Below are 24,682 nucleotides of genomic sequence, written 5' to 3'. Positions count from 1 at the left end.
CGCGGAAACAGTCGTTTCTGCGCCCTTATTTTTTTACAGAATCGCCGGGAAGACAGGCAACATCAGGAACAGCTTAATGACGATGGCATTGGCGATATCCAGGAAGAACGCCCCCACCATAGGGACAACCAGAAAAGCCAGGTGCGAAGGGCCAAACTGATTAGTGATTGCCTGCATATTGGCAATCGCCGTCGGCGTGGCGCCCAGGCCAAACCCACAATGCCCTGCCGCCAGAACGGCGGCATCATAATTTTTGCCCATGACCCGGTAAGTGACAAAAATGGCGTAAAGCGCCATCGCAACAGTTTGCACCAGCAGAATTGCCATCATCGGTAACGCCAGCGACGCCATTTCCCACAGTTTCAGGCTCATCAGGGCCATTGCCAGGAACAACGACAAACTGACATTACCGAGCACGGACACTGCACGATCGAAGACGCGATAAAAACCCAGCCACGCCAGAAGATTGCTGAGGATCACGCCGACAAACAGGACGCAAACAAAGGTCGGGATTTCAAAGGCAGACCCCTGCAGCAATAACGAAATATGGCTGCCAGCGGTAAGGCAGATGGCAATCAGCGCGATAGTTTCCACCAGCACCAGTGGCGTGATCATGCGGCCAATGGACGGTTTTTCAAATGCGCTGGGATCGGCCGCGTCATCCTGAGAACCGTTCGGTGTGGAAGAGTGACTGACCAGATAGCGGGCAACCGGCCCGCCAATAATACCGCCGAGCACCAATCCGAAGGTCGCGCAGGCCATTGCCACTTCGGTCGCGCTTTCGAAACCATAGCGTTCGACGAAAACCTTGCTCCAGGCAGCGCCGGTGCCATGTCCGCCGGAAAGCGTGATAGAACCGGCCAGAAGGCCCATCAGCGGGTCCATACCCAGCATTTTTGCCATTCCTATGCCGATGACGTTCTGCAGCAACAGCAATCCGACGACAACAAATATCAGCAGCATCAGGTTCTTCCCCCCTGAACGGAGGCTGGCCAGATTGGCGTTAAGGCCGATGGTCGCGAAAAATGCCAGCATCAGGGGTTCTTTTAACGAGATATTAAATCCGATTTCCCAGCCCATGACCCGGTTGGCTAGCAGGAGCATCACGGCAACCAGTAAACCGCCCGCAACGGGTTCAGGAATGGTGTATTTCTTGAGAAGTTTGACCGACTGGACGCATTTGCGTCCTAAAAGGAGAACCAGCGTGGCAGCCACCAGCGTGCCGTAGGTATCGAGCTGAATCATTAAAGAACTCCATTTTGTATTAAATCCAATAAAATCATCTAATTATATGAATATCAGTAATTTCTTTTTTCCCAGAAACTGAATTAGAAGTCATAAAACCGGCATCAGGCAAGAAAAACAGCGCATATAAGCCAACTTAACTCAAATACATGGTTTTAAATTGCCATAAGCAAACGATTGCTTTTGTGGTCATTTTCAATAAAAATGCCCGCTTTGCCGCTTATTGGAATGCCACAACATGAGTACGCAAACCTCAGAACAAGAAACACAGCAACCTGAACTCTCCCGCCCGCCCAAAAGTGAACTGATTTACCGGCTCGAAGACCGGCCGCCGCTCCCGCAGACACTATTTGCCGCCTGCCAGCATTTGCTGGCGATGTTTGTTGCGGTCATTACTCCGGCATTATTGATTTGCCAGGCGCTGGGATTACCCGCGCAGGACACCCAGCACATCATCAGCATGTCGCTGTTTGCCTCTGGTCTGGCGTCCATTTTGCAGATTAAAACCTGGGGGCCGGTGGGTTCGGGCTTACTCTCGATTCAGGGAACAAGTTTTAACTTTGTGTCTCCGTTGATTATGGGTGGACTGGCGCTGAAAAATGGTGGCGCGGATGTGCCGACCATGATGGCCGCTCTGTTCGGTACGCTGATGCTGGCGTCCTGTACTGAGATCATTCTGTCCCGCTTCCTGCATCTGGCGCGCCGTGTGATCACCCCGCTGGTTTCCGGGATTGTGGTGATGATTATCGGTCTGTCGTTAATTCAGGTGGGGCTGACCTCGATTGGTGGCGGATACGCCGCAATGAGCGACCACACCTTTGGCGCACCGAAAAATCTGATGCTGGCTGCGGTTGTTCTGGTGGTCATTATTCTGCTGAACCGCCAGCGTAACCCGTACCTGCGGGTCGCTTCACTGGTCATCGCGATGGCGGTGGGCTATCTGGCGGCGTGGATGATGGGAATGCTGCCGACTGTTGCGCCAGCGACGCAAACCAGCTGGATCACCTTCCCGACGCCGCTGTACTACGGACTGGGAATTGACTGGAATCTGCTGATCCCGCTGATGCTAATCTTTATGGTCACGTCGCTGGAAACCATCGGGGATATCACTGCCACATCTGACGTGTCAGAGCAGCCGGTCAGCGGACCGCTGTACATGAAACGAATTAAGGGCGGCGTACTGGCAAACGGTCTGAACTCGATGCTTTCGGCGGTATTTAATACATTCCCGAATTCCTGTTTCGGACAAAACAATGGCGTGATTCAGCTGACCGGCGTTGCCAGCCGTTACGTAGGTTTTGTGGTGGCGCTGATGCTGATCGTACTGGGGCTTTTCCCTGCGGTCGCCGGATTCGTACAACACATTCCAGAGCCGGTTCTGGGTGGCGCGACTATCGTGATGTTTGGCACCATTGCCGCGTCCGGGGTACGCATAGTGTCTCGTGAACGCCTGAACCGCCGCGCGATCATGATCATGGCGCTGTCTCTGGCCGTCGGCATGGGCGTTTCTCAGCAGCCGCTGATCCTGCAGTTTGCACCAGACTGGATTAAGACGCTGTTGTCCTCCGGGATTGCCGCAGGCGGGATTACGGCGATTGTTCTGAATCTGGTTTTCCCTCACGAAAAGTCATAACCGACATTAAGATGAATGTCACCGCGGCAGGGAGTCTGGAACCCCTGCCGCTTTTTATTGTCTCCAGTCTGCTAAGCTGTTGAGAAATTTCGCTGTTTACGGCATAAACAGAGAACCTTTATCCCTAATTCACGCTACAGGCCCCAGACGATGAAATTTATCGGTAAAATTTTGCTGACGTTCGTTCTGCTTCTGGTACTGGCGATTGTGCTGGTTTACGTCCTATTACAAACCCGCTGGGCCGCTGGCAGGGTCAGCAGCTGGGTCACGGATAACAGTGATTACCGGTTCGCCGTCGAAAAAATAGATCATGACTGGTCCACGCCAGGACGAATTACGCTAACCCATGTCATTTTCGGACAAAAAAATCAGCCTGAGACGCTCAGTGCTGGCGAAGTTGATCTGGATTTGAGCTGGCGTCAGATAACAGAACCGCGCTTTTTCGACCGCGTGGTTCTGGTTGATGGCCGCCTGAACGTCAGTCCTTCCGCCATGAATTTACCGTTGCAGGCGAACACACTTCAGCTGAGTAAAATGGCGCTGACCGGTAACGCGGCGGGACTGGAGATTCAGGGCCAGCAAATCAACGCCGGTATTTCACCGTGGCAACCGAAACCACACCAGCTGCTGGGCGATAAAGCCGATTTCCAGCTGAGTGCCGCGACGCTGACCGTCAACGGGCTGCCAGCCGAACACGTCCTGATTCAGGGTAACCTGAACAATAAAAACCTGACGCTCGCGAATTTCGGCGGCGATCTGGCGCGGGGCCAGCTTACGGGTAAGGCCAGCCAGGCGGCGGACGGCAGCTGGAATATCGAAAATCTGCGTCTGAGCAATGTACGCCTGCAAACCTCAAAATCACTTTCTGCATTTTTCGATGATTTCCAGACCCTGCCAAAAGTCACCATTCAGCGGATGGACCTGATCGACGCCCGTCTGCAAGGCACTGACTGGGCATTCAGCGATGTGGATCTTTCCGTTGAGGATGTGACGCTGGAAAAAGGCGACTGGCAAAGTGATGACGGTGAGATCACGCTGAACGCGACTGACATGATTAACGGCAATCTGCACATTCAGGATCCGATCATTAATCTCGACCTGTCGCCTCAGGGCATTTCGATCAAGCAGGCCACCGCGCGCTGGGAGCGCAGTTTACTGCGGACCACAGGTAACTGGCTGCGGGCGAATAAGCGGCTGCAACTCGATGAGTTTTCCATCGCCGGGCTGGAATACACGTTGCCGCAAAACTGGAAACAGCTCTGGCTTCAGCCGCTGCCGGATTCACTGGCAGAAATCTCGGTGGGCCGGTTTATTGCCAACCGGAACCTGATTATCGATATCAATCCGCAGTTTCCTTTCCAGCTGACGTCGCTCGACGGCCTCGGCAATAATCTGCTGCTGGCACGTAATCACCAGTGGGGAATGTGGGACGGAAAACTCAATCTGAACGCCAGCGAAGCCACGTTCAACCGAAATGATGTGCGTCGCCCTTCCATCATGCTGGAAGCCAACGACCGTCAGGTGACTATTTCAGAGCTGAGTGCTTTCACCAAGGAAGGGCTGCTGGAAGCGACCGGGACCGTGGATCAGCAACCGCAGCGCCAGTTCTCAGTAAAAGTGACTGGCCGCGCCGTACCCATTAATCAGTTGGAAAACTGGGGCTGGCCGCATCTGGCCCTCGACGGTAACGCGAATATGCAGCTCAACCTGCAAGGAAAAATGCCTGCCGGCGTGGATTATAAACCGACGCTGAACGGCACACTTCAGGTTAACGCCACCGGAGGTCAGGTCATCGATCAGAAGATGGTCAACGGGCTGGTGAATGGGTCTGCGACGCCATAGGGTATGGTTGCGGCACTGATAAGAAAAAGGCACCGCCATCGCGGTGCCTTTTTTGTGCCCGAAAACTCAGTTGATTTCCGGTTCCAGCGGTGCACCGGGCGCGGCGGGCAGTACCAGATAAGTCCCTTCAAACACGGCACCTTCGGCTTCATCGCCGTACAAATTCACTTCGAGCTGCACGCGGGCTTTGCGTCCACGCGCCAGTCTGTCCAGATCGCCGCTGACGGAACCGAGATCAGCCACCGCACGCGGTCTGCCGGTCACCGGTGAACTGTAGCGGATGTGTGCATCCGCCAGCACGATGGTCCCGCCCAGATGACGTTCGCGCAACAGCAGCCAAATCAGCCCCCAGCCGGTCAGCGTTGCCAGCGAGAACAAACTGCCCGCAAACAACGTGTGGTGCGGGTTCTGATTACCGTTCTCTGGCATCGTCGTCACAAATCTCTGGCCGGTGTACTGACTGATGCGCACGCCCATTTTTTCACTGAGCGGGATGTGATCGTACCAGGCTTGTTGCAGTTGCCCGCACCAGTCGGGTCGATGGAGAATGTCATCCAGCGTTTCAACCGGTTTGATCATCAGGAAATGGCGCACCGGCGTGGTTTGCGGCGTGGTAATTTCGCCCTGATTCACAAACCCGAGCTTGGCAAAGAACTCGACCGCATCTTCACGGGCGCTACACACCACGCGTTTAACGCCTTCCTGACGCGCCACAGACTCCAGGGTCATCGCAACCAGCGTTCCCAGCCCTTTATCCTGCACTTCCGGGTCAACCGCCAGGAAGCGGATAGAGGCCTCGTTGTCGGCATTGATATATAAACGGCCTACTGCGACCGGTTCGCCCTGCTCATCAACGACCATCTGATGATGCGCGATGGAATCATACGCATCACGCTCTGAACCTTCGGGCTGATGCAACGGCTTGCGCAGCATTTCCCAGCGGAATCGGTAATAGGCGGCCAGCTCTTTTTCGGTCGTCGGTACTCTCAGATGATACATAGATGCTTTCTCTCCGGCGTTTATGCCTTTTCGATCAGACGTGTAGCCAGAAGGTCACCGGCCCGTCGTTCACCAGCGCCACTTTCATGTCCGCAGCAAAGCGCCCGGTTTCGGTCGCGATGCCTTCTTCACGGCACTGCCCGCAGAAATACTGATATAAGCGGTCGGCTTCCTGCGGCTCTGCGCCGCGGGAAAAACCGGGGCGCATACCCTTTGAGGTGTCTGCCGCCAGCGTAAACTGCGACACGACCAGCAAACTTCCGCCCGCCTGCTGAACGTTGAGATTCATTTTGTCGTTTTCGTCACCGAATATCCGGTACCCGATCACCCGTTCACAAAGGCGCCTGGCTTTTTGCTCATCATCGCCCTGTTCAACACCCAGCAAGACCAACAGTCCCGGCCCGATCTCGCCGCAGACCTCGCCATCAATAGTGACGCTGGCATTCAAAACCCGCTGAATTAACGCAATCATATAAATCCTTCAGACTGATTATTCTGCTGCTACATCTTGAGCAGACTGCAATTTTCTCAGGGAACGAAACTCGCCGAGCGTGACGGTAATTTCCGCGCCCAAAAGCACGATACACCAGCTGACATAGACCCAAAGAAATAAAATCGGGATCACAGCCAGTACGCCATAAATCAGTTGATATGACGGGAAAAGCTGGATGTATAAGGCAAAGATTTTCTTACTCAATTCAAACAGCGCACCGGAAAAGAGCGCGCCAATCATCGCATCTTTGGCCGGAACCCGGACCGTGGGCACCACCTGATACAGCAGCCAGAAGGATATCCACGAGATCAGCAAGGGCAGAATGCGCAGGGCATGGTCGATCACCGAATGGACGCCACTGATGTTCAGCCAGTTCAGCGAGAGCAAATAGGAGCTGATCGCCACACTGGCAACCAGCAGGATCGGCCCGAGCGTCAGCACCATCCAGTAAACCGCAAAAGAGAACACGATCGGGCGCTTGGTTTTGCTGTCCCAAATTTTGTTCAGCACGCTGTCTACCGAGGCTATCAAAAGCAGCGCCGTGACGATTAAGCCACAGGTGCCTACGGCAGTCATTTTGCTGGAGTTCGCCACAAACTGTTCGAGATAGCGCTGAATGGTGTTGCCGGTCGCCGGCATAAAGTTTGAAAAAATAAAGGTCTTTAGCTGCGCACTGATATCCGAAAAGACCGGGAATAAGGCAAACAGTGAGAAGACCACCGCAATCAGTGGCACAAGCGAAAGTAAGGAAACATAGGCTAAATGGCCCGCCAGAAGCGTCAGGCCATCCTTATCTGAACGCCGCAGAAGCAGACGCGTAAATTTCCAGCATGATTTCAGGTAGTGGCTCAGCGCCCTTTTCTGCATTTGAGCATCCTTCAGGAAAAGTACTTCGGTACTGTCTGGTTATCTTCCACCCACACGGATTCGATGCCAGCCTCCCGCGCTGCCTCGATATTCTCTTTCACGTCATCGAAGAACACAGCGTCGCCCGCTGTAACGCCTTCCTGTTCCAGAACATGCTGGAAAATACCCGGTTCAGGCTTACGCATACCAATGTTTTGCGAGAGATAGATGGCGTCAGTATTGGCTTCTATTTCCGGGTAGTTATGCGGCCAGAAATCGAGGTGCAAACGGTTAGTGTTGGACAACACCACTACGCGATGCCCTTTCTCACGCAGCGATTTAAAGATTTCGATCACTTCAGGCCGCAATCCAACAAAGACTGACTGCCAGCCCAAACTGAATTGTTCGAAACTCAGCGCGATACCCATCTCATGACAAAGCTCGGCGGCAAAGTCTTCGTCGCTAATTTCTCCCCGCTCATGCTTTTGGAAGGCTTCTCCCATCGAGAATCGCTCGGTCAGCGTGGCAAGCGGTGTTCCGCTGAAATTGCTCCAGACGCCAAGGACACGTTTGAAATCAATATCAATAATGACGTTTCCCATATCAAAAATGTACAGCATTGCACGCTCCTGATTTCAAAGATGACTGTTAACTTTAGCGGTAAAACGTACAGGTGAACAGTGACAGAAGGAGGGGATGTTACGCAGGAGCAGAAAAAAAACATAAAAAAAACAGGGTACCAAAGGCACCCTGTTTCTGTGTAACGGCGTACGTGAAAGAAGATTACGCTTCTTTAGGACCACGCATTGCACGTTTACGATCGTTCTCGGTCAGGTGACGTTTACGAATACGCACAGACTGAGGAGTCACTTCGACCAGTTCGTCATCATCGATGAATTCCAGAGCTTGCTCCAGAGACATTTTGATTGCAGGAACCAGAGTCGTTGCTTCGTCAGTACCGGACGCACGCATGTTGGTCAGTTTCTTACCGGTCAGACAGTTCACAGTCAGGTCGTTAGAACGTGAGTGAATACCGATGATCTGGCCTTCATACACTTCTGCGCCGTGGCCCAGGAACAATTTACCGCGGTCTTGCAGGCTGTACAGTGCGAACGCAACTGCTTTACCCTGACCGTTAGAAATCAGCACGCCGTTCTGACGCTGGCCGATTTCGCCCTGACGAACGTCATCGTAGTGGCTGAACGTGGAGTACAGCAGACCGGTGCCTGAAGTCATGGTCATGAATTCAGTACGGAAGCCGATCAGGCCACGTGCAGGGATCAGGTAATCAAGACGGATACGACCTTTACCGTCTGGGATCATGTCTTTGACATCGCCTTTACGCTCACCCATGGCCTGCATAACAGAACCCTGGTGTTGCTCTTCGATATCCAGTGTCACGTTCTCGAATGGCTCTTGCATGCGGCCATCGATTTTACGGTTGATTACTTTAGGACGGGAAACCGCCAGCTCGAAACCTTCACGACGCATGTTTTCGATCAGAACCGACAGGTGAAGTTCACCACGGCCTGAAACACGGAATGCATCAGCATCTTCAGTTTCGTCAACACGCAGTGCCACGTTGTGCACCAGTTCTTTGTTCAGACGATCAAGGATCTGACGTGAAGTCACATACTTGCCTTCTTTACCACAGAACGGAGAGGTGTTTACGCAGAAATACATGGTTACGGTTGGTTCATCAACGCTCAGCGCTGGCAGAGCTTCAACATTCGCCGGATCACAGATTGTGTCGGAGATGTTCAGTTCACCAAGGCCAGTGATCGCGATGATGTCGCCCGCTTCAGCAACGGTGGCTTCGATACGCTCAAGACCCATGTGGGTCAGAACTTTACCGACTTTACCGTTACGGGTTTTGCCTTCGCTGTCGATGACAGTGATTTGTTGGTTTGGCTTAACGGTACCGCGTTTGATGCGGCCGATGCCGATGACGCCAACATAGTTGTTGTAGTCCAGCTGAGAGATTTGCATCTGGAACGGTGCATCCATCTCAACTTGTGGCGGAGATACGTGGTCAACGATCGCCTGGTACAACGGGGTCATGTCTTCGGCCATATCGTTATGGTCGTTACCCGCGATACCCATCAGTGCTGATGCATAGATGATTGGGAAATCGAGTTGTTCGTCGGTTGCGTCCAGGTTTACGAACAGGTCGAAGACCTGATCAACAACCCAGTCAGGACGCGCGCCAGGGCGGTCAACCTTGTTGATTACCACGATCGGTTTCAGACCATTAGCGAATGCTTTTTTGGTCACGAAACGGGTTTGCGGCATTGGGCCATCCATTGCATCCACAACCAGCAGCACCGAGTCGACCATTGACATCACACGCTCAACCTCACCGCCGAAATCGGCGTGTCCTGGGGTATCCACGATGTTGATGCGGTAGTCTTTCCAATTAATGGCGGTGTTTTTTGCGAGGATGGTAATCCCACGCTCTTTCTCCAAATCGTTGGAGTCCATTACGCGTTCAGTGGCTTCTACACGCTCTCCGAAAGTACCGGATTGTTGCAGCAGCTTGTCGACCAGGGTGGTTTTACCATGGTCAACGTGGGCAATAATGGCGATGTTACGCAAATTTTCGATCACAGCTTTGCCTCAGGCATTAGAAATAGCGCGCTATTGTACACGTATTAAGCGAGGTTCTAAACAAGATCACAAGGATCTTGTTGAAACAACTTAAGGATGGTTACTTTGTGATCCCTTTCACGGTGCAAAAAGAACACTGAACCAATATGACGCACCTTTTTGGTGCCTTGCATCTCACGATTAGCACCATTGTAGTGCATTAACTCCGTTATGGTGCATACTTATTGAGTGCAAGAGCCCTGTAAAATGGCGCTGTTTGGATTTTCTCAAAGTTGGCACACTTTTCGCTAATAGTTTTTAGGGTAAAAAGTTTTTACAGGGTGAAAAGAGTCTGACCAGACAAATGATAGTGCGGTTTAGGCTACACGCCAGTTCAAGTAAAGCTGTTATTTCCAACTAAAGACCAAAAATGGTTATTCGTTCCACGACGATAATGAGAAATTCGGGAGAACTAGTATGTCCGCTGAACACGTTTTGACGATGCTGAATGAGCATGAAGTGAAATTCGTAGATTTGCGTTTCACTGATACCAAAGGCAAAGAACAGCACGTCACCATTCCTGCACACCAGGTTAGCGCTGACTTCTTCGAAGAAGGCAAAATGTTTGATGGCTCTTCAATCGGTGGCTGGAAAGGCATTAACGAATCTGACATGGTTCTGATGCCAGATGCCAGCACTGCTGTTCTTGACCCATTCTATGAAGAAACCACGCTGATCATCCGTTGCGACATCCTTGAGCCGACAACGCTGCAAGGTTATGACCGTGACCCACGTTCTACCGCAAAACGTGCAGAAGATTTCCTGCGCTCTTCCGGTATCGCGGACACCGTACTGTTCGGGCCAGAGCCAGAATTCTTCCTGTTTGATGATGTGCGCTTCGGCAGCAGCATCTCCGGTTCCCACGTCGCTATCGATGATATCGAAGGCGCATGGAACTCCAGCACCAAATACGAAGGCGGCAACAAAGGCCACCGTCCTGCAGTGAAAGGCGGTTACTTCCCGGTTCCTCCGGTCGACTCCTCACAGGATCTGCGTTCTACCATGTGTCTGACCATGGAAGAAATGGGTCTGGTTGTTGAAGCTCACCACCACGAAGTGGCAACTGCTGGCCAGAACGAAGTGGCAACCCGCTTCAACACCCTGACCAAAAAAGCGGACGAAATCCAAATCTACAAATACGTGGTGCACAACGTGGCTCACGCATTTGGCAAAACAGCGACCTTCATGCCAAAACCAATGTTTGGCGATAACGGTTCCGGTATGCACTGCCACATGTCTTTGTCCAAGAACGGTAACAACCTGTTCGCTGGCGACAAATACGGCGGCCTGTCTGAAATGGCACTGTTCTACATCGGCGGTATCATCAAGCACGCTAAAGCAATCAACGCCTACGCTAACCCGACAACCAACTCCTACAAGCGTTTGGTCCCGGGCTACGAAGCGCCAGTTATGCTGGCTTACTCTGCGCGTAACCGTTCTGCCTCTATCCGTATTCCACACGTATCAAGCCCTAAAGCGATGCGTATCGAAGCGCGTTTCCCTGATCCAGCGGCTAACCCATACCTGGCGTTCGCAGCACTGATGATGGCTGGCCTGGACGGCATCATCAACAAGATCCACCCTGGCGATGCGATGGACAAAAACCTGTATGACCTGCCACCGGAAGAAGAAGCAGAAATTCCAAAAGTTGCAGGTTCACTGGAAGAAGCGCTGAACGCACTGAACGAAGACCGCGAGTTCCTGACCCGTGGCGGCGTGTTCACTGACGACGCTATCGAAGCGTATATCGATCTGCGTAAAGAAGAAATGGACCGCGTGCGTATGACTCCGCATCCGGTTGAATTCGAACTGTATTACAGCGTTTAAGCCTTTAACTCAGCGTTCGTCTTCAGGACGGACGCTGAGCGTAATACCCGACTGAAGGCCCGGTAGTGAGAAAACCTTCAGCGTCAAAATCAAGTCAGACGATTTAATTTGTTGCCGTGGAAACTTTCAGCCCATCTCCGGATGGGCTTTTTTCTCCACACTCTTTCCTGCTTAACCCCTCAGCCCCGTGATTTCGCCGGGTAACGAGATAAAATGCACCGATCAGGTGCGGGAGACTGCGGTATGGCAACTGGCAAACTGCCCGATGCTGGGCAGATCCTGAATTCCTTAATCAACAGCGTTCTGTTATTGGACGACGATTTGGCTGTGCATTACGCCAATCCGGCGGCTCAGCAATTACTGGCGCAAAGTTCCCGCAAACTTTTTGGCACACCGTTGCCTGAGCTGGTGGGATATTTTTCCCTGAATATCGAGTTGATGCGTGAAAGTCTGACTGCCGGACAGGGCTTTACAGACAGCGAAGTGACTCTGGTCGTGGATGGCCGCGCGCACGTGTTGTCACTGACCGCGCAGATGCTGCCGGAAGGCTTCATTTTGGTCGAACTGGCTCCGATGGATAATCAGCGTAAGCTGAGCCAGGAACAATTGCAGCACGCTCAACAGGTTGCCGCGCGTGATTTGATCCGCGGTCTGGCACATGAAATTAAAAACCCGCTCGGCGGTTTGCGTGGTGCAGCGCAGTTACTTTCAAGAGCGCTCCCCGATCCGGCGCTGCTGGAATACACCAAAGTCATTATTGAGCAGGCAGACCGCCTGCGTAATCTGGTCGACCGTTTGCTCGGGCCACAGCGCCCAAGCCAGCACGTTACGCAAAGTATTCATCAGGTTGCAGAGCGTGTGTGTCAGCTGGTATCGATGGAAAAGCCAGATAACGTTCAACTGGTGAGGGACTATGACCCAAGCCTGCCGGAACTGGCGCACGACCCCGATCAGATAGAACAGATTTTGTTAAACATCACCCGCAATGCCCTGCAGGCACTCGGGGAGGAAGGCGGCACAATTACACTGCGTACGCGCACTGCCTTCCAGATCACGTTACATGGTGTGCGTTATCGTCTGGCGGCCCGCATCGATATTGAAGATGACGGCCCCGGCGTACCGGGCCATTTGCAGGACACCCTTTTTTACCCCATGGTCAGTGGCCGCGAGGGGGGCACCGGTTTGGGCCTGTCCATCGCGCGCAGTTTGATTGATCAGCATTCGGGTAAAGTTGAATTTAACAGTTGGCCAGGTCATACCGAATTCTCGGTTTTCCTGCCTATTCGCCAGTGAGGTTCTTATGCAACGAGGGATAGTCTGGATCGTCGATGACGATAGCTCCATCCGCTGGGTTCTTGAACGTGCGCTCACTGGAGCCGGTTTAACCTGCACCACGTTTGACAGCGGTAATGAAGTGCTGGAAGCCATTGCGACTCAAACCCCTGACGTGTTGTTATCCGATATCCGCATGCCTGGGATGGACGGTTTAGCGCTGCTTAAGCAGATTAAACAACGCCATCCGATGCTTCCGGTCATCATAATGACAGCCCATTCCGATCTGGATGCTGCGGTCAGCGCCTATCAGCAAGGCGCGTTTGATTATCTGCCAAAACCGTTCGACATTGACGAGGCCGTGGCGCTGGTAGAGCGCGCCATCAGTCATTATCAGGAACAACAACAACCGGCCCGAACTCAGCCAGCCAGCGGCCCGACAGCTGACATTATTGGCGAAGCGCCAGCCATGCAGGACGTGTTCCGCATCATCGGCCGTTTGTCCCGCTCTTCAATCAGCGTGCTGATTAATGGCGAATCCGGTACCGGTAAAGAGCTGGTGGCTCATGCCTTGCATCGTCACAGTCCTCGCGCTAAAGCGCCTTTTATCGCGCTGAATATGGCGGCAATCCCGAAAGACCTGATCGAGTCCGAACTGTTCGGCCACGAAAAAGGGGCATTTACCGGAGCGAATACCGTTCGTCAGGGGCGTTTCGAGCAGGCCGACAATGGCACGCTGTTCCTGGATGAAATCGGTGATATGCCGCTCGATGTGCAAACCCGTCTTCTGCGCGTGCTGGCAGACGGTCAGTTCTACCGCGTAGGCGGCTATGCACCAGTGAAAGTGGACGTGCGAATCATTGCGGCGACCCACCAGAATCTGGAGCTTAGGGTTCAGGAAGGAAAATTCCGTGAGGATTTATTCCATCGCCTGAACGTTATCCGCGTCCATCTGCCACCGCTGCGTGAACGTCGTGAAGACATTCCGCGTCTGGCGCGTTACTTCCTGCAAGTGGCGGCAAAAGAACTGGGCGTGGAAGCAAAAAATCTGCATCCGGAAACCGAAACGGCGCTGACACGCCTGCCGTGGCAAGGTAACGTGCGCCAGCTGGAAAACACTTGTCGCTGGCTGACGGTGATGGCGGCGGGCCAGGAAGTTCTGATTCAGGATTTGCCGAGTGAATTGTTTGAGACTTCTGCGCCGGAAGCAGGCGGACAGAGTTTGCCGGACAGCTGGGCAACGCTGCTGGCACAGTGGGCGGATCGCGCACTGCGCTCCGGTCATCAAAACCTGCTGTCGGAAGCACAACCTGAAATGGAGCGGACATTACTGACTACGGCGTTGCGCCATACTCAGGGGCATAAACAGGAAGCTGCACGGTTGCTGGGCTGGGGACGAAACACCCTCACCCGCAAACTAAAAGAACTGGGCATGGAATAATCCTTTCCAGCGCCAGACAGCAAAACAGCCGCTCATGCGGCTGTTTTGCTTTGTTTTGCATTGATGCGAATAGATTTGCAGCGAAGAATCAGATAACGCGGGAGAATTGCTGCTGGCGTACCTGCCGGCGCAGATAAATATCAAAACACATGCAGATATTACGGATCAGCAAACGTCCGCGCGGCGTGACCTGAATGTGTGTCGCACTTACCTCGACAAGCCCGTCTTCCGCAAGCGGCGTCAGCAGCGCCAGATCGTCGGCAAAATAATCGGTAAAGCGGATAGCATAACGCTGTTCGATATCAGCGAAACTCAGCTCGAAATGGCAGATCAGCGATTTAATAACATCGCGGCGCAGACAGTCGTCATCGGTCATTTCCAGACCGCGCCACAGTGCGTTCCCCTGCTCTTCAACTCTGGCGTAATACGTTTTGAGGTCTTTCTCGTTCTGCGCGTAGGTGTCGCCCAACATGCTGATGGCCGACACGCCCATACCCAGTAAATCGCTGTCGCCCTGCGTGGTATATCCCTGGAAATTACGGTGTAGTTTGCCTTCGCGCTGAGCAATCGCCAGTTCGTCATCAGGGCGCGCAAAGTGATCCATCCCGATAAACCGGTAACCGGACGCCGTCAGTGAACTTATGGTTTCCTGCAGGATTTTCAGTTTCTCTTCAGCACCGGGTAAGTCGGCATCTTTGATTTTGCGTTGTGCCGCGAACAGCTTCGGCATGTGAGCGTAGTTGAATACGCTGAGACGGTCCGGATTGAGCGCCGCCACACGTTGCAGGGTATAAGCAAAACTTTCGGCGGTTTGTTTTGGCAAACCGTAGATCAGATCGATATTGGTTGAGTTGAAACCGAGCGCCCTGGCGCGTTCAATCAGCGCAAAGATGAACTCTTCATCCTGCTCGCGGTTAACCAGACGCTGCACTTCTTTGTTGAAATCCTGCACGCCCATGCTCAGGCGATTGAAGCCTTCGTTGCGCAGATGGTCCAGCACATCCAGCTCGATTTCGCGCGGATCAATCTCCAGCGACATCTCAGCATCAGGCAGGACAGTAAAATGTTGACGCAGAAGGCTCATCAGACGGCTTATCTGGGCTTTGTTGAGATAAGTGGGAGTACCACCGCCCCAATGGAGCTGACTCACGTGACGGCCCTTAAAGAGCGGCGCACGGTGGCGGATCTCTTTCTCGAGCACATTCAGATATTCTTCGGCTTTATGCTGCTGGCGGGTGACCAGTTTATTGCAGCCGCAGAAGTAGCAGAGCTTATGACAGAAAGGAATGTGGACATACAACGAGAGGGAACGATCCGGATAACGGGCAGCGGCTTTTTCAAAGGCTGCATCGTTGTAGCTTTCGCTGAATTCAAGTGCGGTTGGGTAGGATGTGTACCGCGGGCCAGAGTAGTTGTACTTCTGGATCAGCGCTAAATCCCAAACGGTTGTCTGTTCTGACATGGTGACTCACTCCTTCCGGCGTCGGATGCTGCCGGTTCGCCTTACCGGCAGGCTGTTGGCCTGCCGTGCAAAGGTCGCTCTGCGCAAACGTGCTTTGGTTTTCGATAACCGTCGTAGTTTACCGAATAACCAAAGCAGATAACATGCAAAGAGTAAGGCTATTGCCGGAATGACCCAGCTCATGGCTTAGAAACCTTCTTTTGGATTCCCGCGCTTGAGCAACTGCATCATGTCTTCGTTCTTTTCTTCTTCTTCTTCGTCATCTTCATCATCGCCAAGTTCGATACCCAGCAGTTCCATCAGAACGTCGATGCGATCCAGAGTCTGATCAACATAAGCCTGATCTTCAGCGCTCAGGGCTTTACCGTCATCGATAAGATCCAGCAAAGCATCCAGACGTTGATCATTTTCCAGTAATGTCAGTTCTTCTTCAGGGGTCATTTTTGGTTTTGCATCTTGCACTGGCTGCGCCGCTTTCTTCGCTTTAGGTGCATTGTTCATGACGGTTTCAACGATCAGGGGCACGGCTTTTTTACTGCCAATGCGCGGATCGGTTTTCTTCGCGGCTGCACCACTTTGATTTTGGTTGGCATCCGGGTTCGCACGGGAACCAGCCTTACGGCCGCGGCGGCGGTTGTCACGTTTGCGTTCGCGCGCTTCAATATCGAGCTCGACGCGATTCTTTTTTCTCTTCGGTTTGGCTGTCGCGGTATTGGCGCGCGGGGCTTTCGCTGGCTGTTTCATGGATTCTGCTCTTAGGTGTGTACATTTAGTATAGATTTGCGGCGGAATCTAGCAGAAAGCGACCAAAGAAAAAAGGCAGCAAGTGGACCTTGCTGCCTTTTTCTTTCCTTCCTGCGAAGGATATTCAACAAACACTTTCCCTGTATAGCCTCAACGTCCCGGTTTTTCCTTTGCCTTTCAGGGCTTCCGGCCCCGTTCATCCTTAAAGCGCCATGCATTTCCAGTATTCCCTGAAGGCGTAAATCATCCGTGTTTCCATTCTTGCCTTCATCGCGTAAGAAAGACTTTACCCTATCGCCGCAAAGGCTCAAGATACCGCCCTGCCGTCTCACGTCTTCAGCCGATGCTCTGATGTTATCGAATTGAATTTAAAGTGAATTAAAATATACGGCGACTTAATTAGCGAAATAACCCGCATTATGAATAGCAAATGTCTTACATCATGAAGGCCATTTTCCCCCGCCTTCATCTCTGTGGTCCCTTCGCATCATCATTCGGATTGTAAAAAACACTGAACGTATCGCGGCGCTGTTGCAGTTATAATCTCCAGTCAGCCAGATACACAAGCCTCACGGAGACGCACGTTTTGACCAGCCAAACTTACAACTATCATATGACCCATTTCGTCATGAGCGCCCCGGATATCCGGCATCTGCCGAGTGACGCAGGCATTGAAGTCGCATTTGCTGGTCGCTCAAACGCCGGCAAATCCAGTGCATTGAATACGCTGACCCAGCAGAAAAGCCTGGCACGTATCAGTAAAACCCCTGGTCGTACGCAATTAATTAACCTGTTTGAGGTGGAGCCAGGTATTCGTCTGGTCGACCTTCCGGGTTATGGCTATGCCCAGGTTCCGGAAGAGATGAAACGCAAATGGCAGCGCTCACTGGGTGAGTATCTGCAAATGCGTAATTCGCTGAAAGGGCTGGTCGTGCTGATGGATATCCGTCACCCGCTGAAAGATCTCGATCAGCAAATGATTCAGTGGGCCGTGGATGTCGGTACGCCGGTGATGCTGCTGCTGACTAAGGCCGATAAACTGGCTTCGGGCGCACGTCAGGCGCAGATCAAAATGGTACGCGAAGCAGTGAAAGAATTTATGGGGGACATTCAGGTTGAAGCGTTCTCTTCACCCAAAAAAATGGGTGTGGATAAACTCAGTGATAAACTGAACACCTGGTTTAATGAAATCCCGCCAGAAGTAGTGGAAGACGAATTGTCAGGCGAGTAAGTCGCAGGCAGGATCGTAAGTAAAGAACATGACGGGTGGCCTGCAGGTCGCCCGTTTTTTTATGTGCTTTTTTTAACATGGCTGCCCAAACCCCAAAAAATGCGGGATAACGCAGTGAAAAGCACAATAAAAAACGCCCCAGACATAAATGCCTGGGGCGGCTAAAATATTCAGCCAAATCCGATTACGTGAAGTAAAAGGTCTGAAAGATAGAACATCTTACCTCTGTACCCTACAAGAGGAACTTTACCCTATTTCATGACGGGGAAAAAGAACTTTTTGTAGTTTACTTACACAAAAACTGCGGATTATGCGATCACCTTCATGGTCTGAGGCCATAATCCTGTAGCTTAATTACAATAAAAGCTTAATAACTATTCACTTAGTGAGCCTGATCCCAGTTCTCACCCGTACCGACATCCACTTTCAATGGAACGGCCAGTTCCATGCTCGCTTCCATCAGGCTACGAATTTTCTCACTGGCTGCCGCAACGTCGTCATTGTGCACTTCAAAGACCAGTTCATCATGTACCTGCATGATAATGCGGGCGCGCGGAGCATCCGGCTGTTTCAGCCAGTCACCGACGCTTATCATGGCGCGTTTGATAATATCAGCCGCAGTTCCCTGCATCGGGGCGTTGATCGCGGCACGCTCGGCACCTTTACGGCGCATTGCGTTGCTGGACTTAATGTCCGGCAGATACAGCCTGCGACCATCCAGCGTTTCAACGTAGCCCTGTTCAGAAGCCTGCGTGCGGGTACGTTCCATGTATTCGAGCACGCCCGGATAGCGCTCAAAATACAAATCCATATAACGCTGGGACTCTTTACGCGGAATGTTCAGCTGACGGGAAAGACCGAACGCGCTCATACCGTAGATCAGCCCGAAGTTAATCGCCTTCGCGCTGCGGCGTTGCTCGCCGGTCACACTTTCCAGCGGCGTACCGAAGACTTCAGCAGCTGTCGCCCGGTGGATATCTTTTCCTTCGGCAAATGCTGTCAGCAAACCTGCATCTTTCGACAGATGCGCCATGATCCTAAGTTCGATTTGCGAGTAGTCGGCAGCGAGAATGCAGTAATCTTTCGGAGCGATAAACGCCTGACGAATACGTCGGCCTTCGTCGTTACGCACCGGAATGTTTTGCAGGTTTGGATCACTGGAAGACAGACGCCCGGTGGCCGTCACAGCCTGATGGTAAGACGTGTGTACACGTCCAGACTGAGGGTTGATCATCAACGGCAGTTTGTCGGTATAAGTCGATTTGAGCTTCGCCAGGCCGCGATATTCCAGAATGACTTTTGGCAATGGGTAATCCAGCGCCAGTTCAGCTAACACTTCTTCGTTCGTCGAAGGCGCGCCACCCGGTGTTTTCTTCAGAATCGGCAATTTCTGTTTTTCATACAGAATGGCCTGCAGCTGCTTGGTCGAGGACAAGTTGAAAGGCTCTTCGGCCAGTTCATGCGCCCTGGTTTCCAATTCATTCAGGCGGATGGCCAGCTCTTTAGAGTGCGCGGCTAAAATGTTCTGGTCGATCAGAACGCCGGTGCGTTCGATATGCGACAGAACAGGGACCAGCGGCATCTCAATATCGGTGAAGACTTTCTTCAGCGATTCGCTTTCCTGGATGCGCGGCCACAACGTCTGGTGCAACTGCAAGGTGACGTCAGCATCTTCCGCTGCATACGGGGCGGCTTGTTCAAGAGCGATCTGGTTGAAGGTGAGCTGGTTTTTACCCTTTCCGGCGATCTCTTCAAAACCGACCGTTTTATGGCCGAGATAACGATCCGCAAGACTGTCCATATCATGACGGCCTGACACACTGTCGAGTACGTATGACTCAAGCATGGTATCGAACGCGATCCCTTTCATCTCAATGTCATAACGCAACAGAATACCGCGGTCGAACTTCAGATTTTGTCCGACTTTCAGCTGCTTTTCATCTTCCAGTAAAGGCTTGAGCTGTTTCAGAACGTCAGCGCGATCTAATTGCACCGGCGCGTCAAGATAGTCGTGGGCCACGGGAAGATACGCCGCTTTACCCGCTTGCGTTGCAAAAGATAAACCAATCAGATTCGCTGTCAGCGTATCCAGGCCATCCGTTTCCGTATCAAACGCGAAAACATCAGAAGCTTTCAGGTAGCCAATCCATTCATCAAGCGTTGCCTGATCCAGAATGGTGACATAACCGTCCTGTGTTAGCTGATTACGCTCGACGGGTTCTGAAGCCAGCGTCTCTTCAGCTGCGGCACCTTTCTTACCGGATGTCGTCGCTTTTGCCGCTGACTTTTTACCGCTCAACCAGGTACCCGATTCAACATCTGCCAGCCAGCGCTTGAACTCATAACGACCAAAGAGCTGATGAAGTTCATCTGCATTCGGCTCATTAACGGTCAGCTCAGCGCATGTGACGTCCAGCTCAACGTCAGTTTTGATGGTCGCCAGTTTATAGGAGAGATAAGCAACGTCTTTATTGTCGGCAAGTTTAGCAGCCATGGTTTTGGAACCACGGAAACTCAATGTAGAAATTTTATCGAGATCGGCATACAGCGCATCAAGACCACCGATGCCTTGCAACAGCGCCTGCGCCGTTTTCTCACCCACGCCGGGAACACCGGGGATGTTGTCCGAGGAGTCACCCATCAATGCCAGGAAATCGATGATCAGTTCAGGAGGGACGCCGTATTTTTCAACGACTTCATCCGGCCCAAGGATCGCATTGTTCATGGTATTAATCAGCGTCACGCCGGGCGTGACCAATTGCGCCATGTCTTTATCACCGGTGCTGATCAGTACCGCATGTCCGGCCTTTTCAGCTTCGAGAGCCAGTGTGCCAATCACGTCGTCCGCTTCCACGCCAGATACCACCAGTAATGGCAGCCCCATGGCTTTAACCATCTGGTGCAATGGTTCAATCTGCGAACGGAGATCGTCAGGCATTGGCGGGCGGTGAGATTTGTACTGATCAAAGAGCTCATCACGGAAGGTTTTGCCTTTCGCGTCAAACACCACAGCAACGTGGCTTGGGGTGTATTGCAGCAATAAGCTACGCAACATGTTAAGCACGCCGTACATCGCGCCGGTTGGCTCACCCACAGAGTTTGTCAGCGGGGGGAACGCATGGTAAGCGCGGTAGAGGTAGGACGAACCGTCTACCAGTATCAATGGGTTTTCTGCTATCTGGGCCATAACTCTTCTTTATTCGTGATCAGACATACGCTAAGGATGCCATAGCCAGCGAGAAAGACGAACCTTACGAGGGAAATTCATTGCGATAATGCGGGGGATCTCGAAGGATCTTCCTGTGGATAACTTTGTGAATAGTTTTGATGAGAAATTATTAATGAGATGTATTGAGAAAAAAATTTACCATTTTACTCACTGCTTTCATCAGGTTATCTGATTTTTTCATGAAACATTCATGTAATAGAAGCTTAATAGCTATTGTGGATAGTAATATTTGTGAGACGACATCATACAAATAAAATCAATTATATTTCAGATTTTTTATTTGGCCAGGCCGTAAATTCGAAAGGATATAATGCCAGCCGAATGGCTGGCATTGAGAAGACGATATCTTATTTTTTGGTGGCTAGGAAATTGATAACATCTGAATATTGTTTGACATACATATCCATTGAGCTGGTATCAAGGCCATCATTTTTAACCATATATTTGCCATTCACAAATACAGATGGGACACCTTGCAGGCCTAAATCAGCGGCGGCTTTTTCCTGCTGTACGACGAGAGATTTCACCACAAAACTATTCAGTGCGGCATCGTAATCTTCGCCTTTCACGCCAGCCTGAATAAAGACTTTGCGGATATCATCGGCATTCTGAACGGACTGTTGTTTTTGTACGGCATCAAACATCAGTGGGCTGACTTTATCTTCAACGCCCAACGCGATTGCCACAGCCCATGCCTGAGTTAATTGCTTACCTAACGGGCCCAGGAATTCCACATGGTATTTGGTGTATTTAACGTCTTTTGGCAGGTTCTTACGGATGCTGTCAGACACATGCCAAACTTGTTCAAATTGATAACAGTGCGGGCAATAAAATGAGAAGAACTCGAGTACCTGCGGCTCATTAGCAACGGTTTTATCTAAAGTAACGTACTGTGCACCATCAGAAAATTGTGCCGCAGACACACTGAAGGCCATAACCATACCAACCAGTGCCAGGAATATCTTTTTCATATAAAGCCTATCTCCAATTAATTAAACTTCGAACATTAAACGTGACTTAATACATTGGCATCAACTGCAAAGGAGGTGCCTTTAGTTTCTTAATTTGCTCGTTAAAAGCAGCAATCTGGCCTCGCCAAAAGTCTTCATCCGTCATCCACGGAAAACTTTTAGGGAATGCAGGGTCTTCCCAGCGGCGCGCGACCCAGGCCAGATAATAAACCATGCGCATCGCGCGCAGCGGTTCAATGAGTGCCAGCTCGCGAGAGTCAAAATCGGCGAATTCTTCATACGCTTCGAGCAATACATCCAGCTGAAGGCGCTGCTCACTTTGATCCCCGTGCAACAACATCCAGAGATCCTGTATCGCCGGGCCATTGCGGGCATCATCCATATCGACAAACAGCGGCCCATCACGCCAGAGAATGTTCCCCGGGTGGCAATCGCCGTGCAAACGCAAAGGTTTCCAGTCCGTATGCCAATATGTTTGTGTGGTATTGATCAGATTATCTGTCGCCAGCAAGAAAGGCTCGCGCAGACTCTTCGGGATCAGAGGGCATTGTGCGAGAACTTCACGCGGCTGTACGAGATATTCATCCAGCCCCATTGTCGGACGAGCAGTAAAAAGGCTCTCACTGCCCACCTGATGAATACGTCCCAGGAAACGCCCAACCCACTCAAGCTGATCAAGGTTATCTATTTCATACTGCCGACCACCTACGCTGGGAAACACGGTAAACATGTAACCCTGATGGTGATGCAACGTATTTTCATTGATAGAAAGCGGGGCAACGGCCGGTATTTCAGCTTCGGACATATCATGTGAAAAAAGATGCTCTTCATGGATCTGTTCCTCACTCCAGCGTTCCGGACGATAGAACTTCACCACATAGCGTTTTCTGTCTTCACAGAGAAACTGATATACCCGATTTTCATAGCTGTTTAATGCAGTGAGCCCGGACTCTGCGCGCAGACCGACACTCTCGAGTGCATCAAGGATAAGATCCGGCGACAATGCCTGAAAATTGAAAGCTGAACTATTCATAACTTCATTCGGATTGGCCGCACAGAAAAATGATAATGGGAAATAGTATCACCTATTTTTCGTGGTTCGCATGAAGTTCACATAAGTTTACATCAATCTTTAATCACACCACGGGCTCGCAGAAGCGCCGTTTTAAAGTCATCCTCATAGTCTTTCTTCAGACCGGGAATTTCCGCAGAGCTTTCTGTTCCACGCATTTTCAGGTGATAAATCAATGTGTCATCACTCAGTTCCGCCAATGGGCCCTGATAACCGCATTCACCCGCCAGCTTCTGGATAAACTCCATCAGGTTAAGATCACTGTCTTCTTTCCAGGCTGGGTGCAGTAATTCAATCAGCTCATTGACGCGATGTTCTTTCATGAGGTTTCTTCCTTTATTTGTTGAGTCCCTAAAAATAACAGGGTTATTTCTTCAGGGGAAGGACAAGCTGACATGACAAAGTTAAATCTGCTTGCGTTGAAAATTTGACGTTACAATGGCCGGAATACAAAGATTTTGGCAGGTGAATATTATGGATCGCAGCAGCATTACCGGCGTTATTTTAGCGGGCGGACGCTCGAGCAGGATGGGGGAGGATAAGGGATTGGTTGAGGTAAAAGGTCAGCCTTTGTTCGAAATCATAGCTGACAGGCTCTCTCCACAGGTGGGTAATATACTGATCAGTTGTAACCAAAATGCGGATCGCTACGGCAAAAAATTTCAGACTGTCCCAGACCTCACACAGGATTTCTCCGGTCCACTTGCCGGTATGCTGGCCGCTTTAACGGTAAGTCAGACAGAATGGGTGCTGTTCGTACCTTGTGACGTCCCGGGATTCCCCATTAACTTAGCCGAAACGTTTTTGTCCGAGTTATCAGGCTGTCAGGCCCTCTATGCACGAGATCCGGAACGGGAGCATCCGACACTTTGCCTGCTCAACCGCAATCTTATTCCAGCCTTGAAATCCTATCTTGAAAATGGCGACCGTAAGCTCATGATCTTCTTCCATAACGTCGGTGCCAAATCAGTTATGTTTAATCATGCTGCAGATTTTTCCAACCTCAATTGCCCGCAAGATGTTTTGCGTTGGCAGAGCGAATCACGATGAACAATCGTGAAATACCACTGCTCGGAATAGTGGCTTACAGTGGCACGGGCAAAACGACATTATTGAAACAACTCATTCCGCATCTTCGCCAACGAGGCATTCGTGTAGGCCTTATCAAACACACTCATCACGACGTTGACGTTGATACGCCAGGAAAAGACAGCTTCGAACTGAGAAAGGCTGGCGCAGATCAAACTATGGTCGCAAGCAGTGACAGATGGGCATTAATGACAGAGACAGCGCATCAGGAACCTCTTGATCTCAGGTACCTTGCGACACGTTTCGACAGTAAAAGTCTCGATATGATTTTGGTTGAGGGATTCAAACACGAGAGGATAGATAAAATTGTGTTGTACAGGGAAGAAAGCGGCATGCATTTAGAGCAGTTGATTGATTCTTATGTCATTGCGGTTGCCAGCAATCAATTACCGGCTCTGAATTTGGAATCAATCAGGGTGCTGGATCTCAATAAGATCGAAGAAATAGAGTGTTTTATTGTCGAATGGCTGGAAAAACAAGCTAATTAGCAGGTTTTACTTTCCTGCTTTCCCTAAATTCCACATAGCAAAAAGCCCTGTACGTCAGTACAGGGCTTTCCACTTGTTTGATGCCTGGCAGTTCCCTACTCTCGCATGGGGAGACCCCACACTACCATCGGCGCTACGGCGTTTCACTTCTG

Annotated in this window: 20 protein-coding genes; 8 read left to right on the top strand and 12 right to left on the bottom strand. The window is 51.4% G+C overall.

What is annotated here, in order from left to right; translation table 11 throughout:
* Nucleotides 1–33 precede the first annotated feature (33 nt).
* A complete protein-coding gene (gltS, locus tag ACO0U8_RS22460) occupies nt 34–1,245 on the bottom strand; it encodes a sodium/glutamate symporter (RefSeq protein WP_421671656.1) in 1,212 nt (403 codons plus the stop codon).
* Nucleotides 1,246–1,483: 238 nt separating this feature from the next.
* Here gltS and ACO0U8_RS22455 point away from each other — a divergent pair, with 238 nt between their 5' ends.
* Both ACO0U8_RS22455 and ACO0U8_RS22450 read left to right on the top strand, forming a co-directional pair.
* Nucleotides 1,484–2,878, top strand: coding sequence for a nucleobase:cation symporter-2 family protein (locus tag ACO0U8_RS22455; RefSeq protein ID WP_421671655.1), 1,395 nt, complete (start codon nt 1,484–1,486; stop codon nt 2,876–2,878).
* A gap of 150 nt (nt 2,879–3,028) precedes the next feature.
* Nucleotides 3,029–4,720, top strand: coding sequence for an AsmA family protein (locus ACO0U8_RS22450; RefSeq protein WP_421671654.1), 1,692 nt, complete (start codon nt 3,029–3,031; stop codon nt 4,718–4,720).
* A 66-nt stretch (nt 4,721–4,786) separates the two neighbouring features.
* On the opposite strand, the gene fabY is transcribed toward ACO0U8_RS22450, so the two are convergent.
* The 5 genes from fabY to typA form a co-directional block, all read right to left on the bottom strand.
* Entirely contained in the window at nt 4,787–5,719 is a 933-nt protein-coding gene (gene fabY, locus ACO0U8_RS22445; protein WP_056777576.1) for a fatty acid biosynthesis protein FabY, read from the bottom strand.
* A 34-nt stretch (nt 5,720–5,753) separates the two neighbouring features.
* Nucleotides 5,754–6,191 carry a D-aminoacyl-tRNA deacylase gene (dtd, locus tag ACO0U8_RS22440; protein WP_421671653.1) on the bottom strand — a complete coding sequence of 146 codons (438 nt, stop codon included), beginning with the start codon at nt 6,189–6,191 and terminating at the stop codon, nt 5,754–5,756.
* A gap of 18 nt (nt 6,192–6,209) precedes the next feature.
* Nucleotides 6,210–7,079 carry a virulence factor BrkB family protein gene (locus ACO0U8_RS22435; RefSeq protein WP_056777582.1) on the bottom strand — a complete coding sequence of 290 codons (870 nt, stop codon included), beginning with the start codon at nt 7,077–7,079 and terminating at the stop codon, nt 6,210–6,212.
* Nucleotides 7,080–7,090: 11 nt separating this feature from the next.
* The gene (gene yihX / locus ACO0U8_RS22430; RefSeq protein WP_122097108.1) at nt 7,091–7,678 is read right to left on the bottom strand and encodes a glucose-1-phosphatase; all 588 of its coding nucleotides are present in this window, start codon (nt 7,676–7,678) and stop codon (nt 7,091–7,093) included.
* Nucleotides 7,679–7,841: 163 nt separating this feature from the next.
* A complete protein-coding gene (gene typA / locus ACO0U8_RS22425; RefSeq protein WP_056777589.1) occupies nt 7,842–9,665 on the bottom strand; it encodes a ribosome-dependent GTPase TypA in 1,824 nt (607 codons plus the stop codon).
* A 456-nt stretch (nt 9,666–10,121) separates the two neighbouring features.
* On the opposite strand from typA, the gene glnA reads away from it, so the two are divergent.
* The 3 genes from glnA (at nt 10,122) to glnG (ending at nt 14,244) form a co-directional block, all read left to right on the top strand.
* Nucleotides 10,122–11,531 (top strand): glutamate--ammonia ligase, encoded by a 1,410-nt coding sequence (glnA, locus tag ACO0U8_RS22420; protein ID WP_056777594.1) that lies wholly within the window; start codon nt 10,122–10,124, stop codon nt 11,529–11,531.
* Between the two features lie 243 nt (nt 11,532–11,774).
* Nucleotides 11,775–12,824 (top strand): nitrogen regulation protein NR(II), encoded by a 1,050-nt coding sequence (gene glnL / locus ACO0U8_RS22415; protein ID WP_056777597.1) that lies wholly within the window; start codon nt 11,775–11,777, stop codon nt 12,822–12,824.
* A 7-nt stretch (nt 12,825–12,831) separates the two neighbouring features.
* The gene (gene glnG, locus ACO0U8_RS22410; RefSeq protein WP_056777602.1) at nt 12,832–14,244 is read left to right on the top strand and encodes a nitrogen regulation protein NR(I); all 1,413 of its coding nucleotides are present in this window, start codon (nt 12,832–12,834) and stop codon (nt 14,242–14,244) included.
* An 88-nt stretch (nt 14,245–14,332) separates the two neighbouring features.
* On the opposite strand, the gene hemN is transcribed toward glnG, so the two are convergent.
* Entirely contained in the window at nt 14,333–15,706 is a 1,374-nt protein-coding gene (hemN, locus tag ACO0U8_RS22405) for an oxygen-independent coproporphyrinogen III oxidase (protein ID WP_421671652.1), read from the bottom strand.
* A 186-nt stretch (nt 15,707–15,892) separates the two neighbouring features.
* Complete coding sequence (gene yihI, locus ACO0U8_RS22400) at nt 15,893–16,450, bottom strand: Der GTPase-activating protein YihI (protein ID WP_136375025.1); 558 nt, start codon at nt 16,448–16,450, stop codon at nt 15,893–15,895.
* 586 nt (nt 16,451–17,036) lie between these two features.
* Here yihI and yihA point away from each other — a divergent pair.
* Nucleotides 17,037–17,681, top strand: coding sequence for a ribosome biogenesis GTP-binding protein YihA/YsxC (gene yihA, locus ACO0U8_RS22395; protein WP_056777618.1), 645 nt, complete (start codon nt 17,037–17,039; stop codon nt 17,679–17,681).
* A 382-nt stretch (nt 17,682–18,063) separates the two neighbouring features.
* On the opposite strand, the gene polA is transcribed toward yihA, so the two are convergent.
* From polA to ACO0U8_RS22375, 4 genes are all read right to left on the bottom strand, one after another.
* The gene (gene polA / locus ACO0U8_RS22390; protein ID WP_421671651.1) at nt 18,064–20,868 is read right to left on the bottom strand and encodes a DNA polymerase I; all 2,805 of its coding nucleotides are present in this window, start codon (nt 20,866–20,868) and stop codon (nt 18,064–18,066) included.
* 389 nt (nt 20,869–21,257) lie between these two features.
* Nucleotides 21,258–21,881: a thiol:disulfide interchange protein DsbA gene (gene dsbA / locus ACO0U8_RS22385; RefSeq protein WP_056777623.1), complete on the bottom strand. Its 624-nt coding sequence runs from the start codon at nt 21,879–21,881 to the stop codon at nt 21,258–21,260.
* A gap of 46 nt (nt 21,882–21,927) precedes the next feature.
* Nucleotides 21,928–22,914 (bottom strand): serine/threonine protein kinase, encoded by a 987-nt coding sequence (locus ACO0U8_RS22380; protein WP_056777627.1) that lies wholly within the window; start codon nt 22,912–22,914, stop codon nt 21,928–21,930.
* Between the two features lie 92 nt (nt 22,915–23,006).
* Nucleotides 23,007–23,276 carry a YihD family protein gene (locus ACO0U8_RS22375; RefSeq protein WP_122097113.1) on the bottom strand — a complete coding sequence of 90 codons (270 nt, stop codon included), beginning with the start codon at nt 23,274–23,276 and terminating at the stop codon, nt 23,007–23,009.
* Between the two features lie 151 nt (nt 23,277–23,427).
* Between ACO0U8_RS22375 and mobA the strand changes: the two genes are divergently transcribed.
* Both mobA and mobB read left to right on the top strand, forming a co-directional pair.
* A complete protein-coding gene (gene mobA / locus ACO0U8_RS22370) occupies nt 23,428–24,003 on the top strand; it encodes a molybdenum cofactor guanylyltransferase MobA (protein WP_217203049.1) in 576 nt (191 codons plus the stop codon).
* Nucleotides 24,000–24,530: a molybdopterin-guanine dinucleotide biosynthesis protein MobB gene (mobB, locus tag ACO0U8_RS22365; protein ID WP_217203050.1), complete on the top strand. Its 531-nt coding sequence runs from the start codon at nt 24,000–24,002 to the stop codon at nt 24,528–24,530. The genes mobA and mobB overlap by 4 nt, the downstream gene beginning before the upstream one ends.
* Nucleotides 24,531–24,682 lie beyond the last annotated feature (152 nt).

The organism is Rahnella sp. EDr1-12 (assembly GCF_049206505.1).
Classification (GTDB): domain Bacteria; phylum Pseudomonadota; class Gammaproteobacteria; order Enterobacterales; family Enterobacteriaceae; genus Rahnella; species Rahnella rivi.
Note: the sequence above shows the minus strand (reverse complement) of the source record. Positions and strands in the feature narration are given on the sequence as shown.

Bases quoted from the DNA above. Each gene is read 5' to 3' on its own strand.
- gltS (WP_421671656.1), bottom strand. From the start codon at position 1,245: ATGATTCAGCTCGATACCTACGGCACGCTGGTGGCTGCCACGCTGGTT.
- ACO0U8_RS22455 (WP_421671655.1), top strand. From the start codon at position 1,484: ATGAGTACGCAAACCTCAGAACAAGAAACACAGCAACCTGAACTCTCC.
- ACO0U8_RS22450 (WP_421671654.1), top strand. From the start codon at position 3,029: ATGAAATTTATCGGTAAAATTTTGCTGACGTTCGTTCTGCTTCTGGTA.
- fabY (WP_056777576.1), bottom strand. From the start codon at position 5,719: ATGTATCATCTGAGAGTACCGACGACCGAAAAAGAGCTGGCCGCCTAT.
- dtd (WP_421671653.1), bottom strand. From the start codon at position 6,191: ATGATTGCGTTAATTCAGCGGGTTTTGAATGCCAGCGTCACTATTGAT.
- ACO0U8_RS22435 (WP_056777582.1), bottom strand. From the start codon at position 7,079: ATGCAGAAAAGGGCGCTGAGCCACTACCTGAAATCATGCTGGAAATTT.
- yihX (WP_122097108.1), bottom strand. From the start codon at position 7,678: ATGCTGTACATTTTTGATATGGGAAACGTCATTATTGATATTGATTTC.
- glnA (WP_056777594.1), top strand. From the start codon at position 10,122: ATGTCCGCTGAACACGTTTTGACGATGCTGAATGAGCATGAAGTGAAA.
- glnL (WP_056777597.1), top strand. From the start codon at position 11,775: ATGGCAACTGGCAAACTGCCCGATGCTGGGCAGATCCTGAATTCCTTA.
- glnG (WP_056777602.1), top strand. From the start codon at position 12,832: ATGCAACGAGGGATAGTCTGGATCGTCGATGACGATAGCTCCATCCGC.
- hemN (WP_421671652.1), bottom strand. From the start codon at position 15,706: ATGTCAGAACAGACAACCGTTTGGGATTTAGCGCTGATCCAGAAGTAC.
- yihI (WP_136375025.1), bottom strand. From the start codon at position 16,450: ATGAAACAGCCAGCGAAAGCCCCGCGCGCCAATACCGCGACAGCCAAA.
- polA (WP_421671651.1), bottom strand. From the start codon at position 20,868: ATGGCCCAGATAGCAGAAAACCCATTGATACTGGTAGACGGTTCGTCC.
- dsbA (WP_056777623.1), bottom strand. From the start codon at position 21,881: ATGAAAAAGATATTCCTGGCACTGGTTGGTATGGTTATGGCCTTCAGT.
- ACO0U8_RS22380 (WP_056777627.1), bottom strand. From the start codon at position 22,914: ATGAATAGTTCAGCTTTCAATTTTCAGGCATTGTCGCCGGATCTTATC.
- ACO0U8_RS22375 (WP_122097113.1), bottom strand. From the start codon at position 23,276: ATGAAAGAACATCGCGTCAATGAGCTGATTGAATTACTGCACCCAGCC.
- mobA (WP_217203049.1), top strand. From the start codon at position 23,428: ATGGATCGCAGCAGCATTACCGGCGTTATTTTAGCGGGCGGACGCTCG.
- mobB (WP_217203050.1), top strand. From the start codon at position 24,000: ATGAACAATCGTGAAATACCACTGCTCGGAATAGTGGCTTACAGTGGC.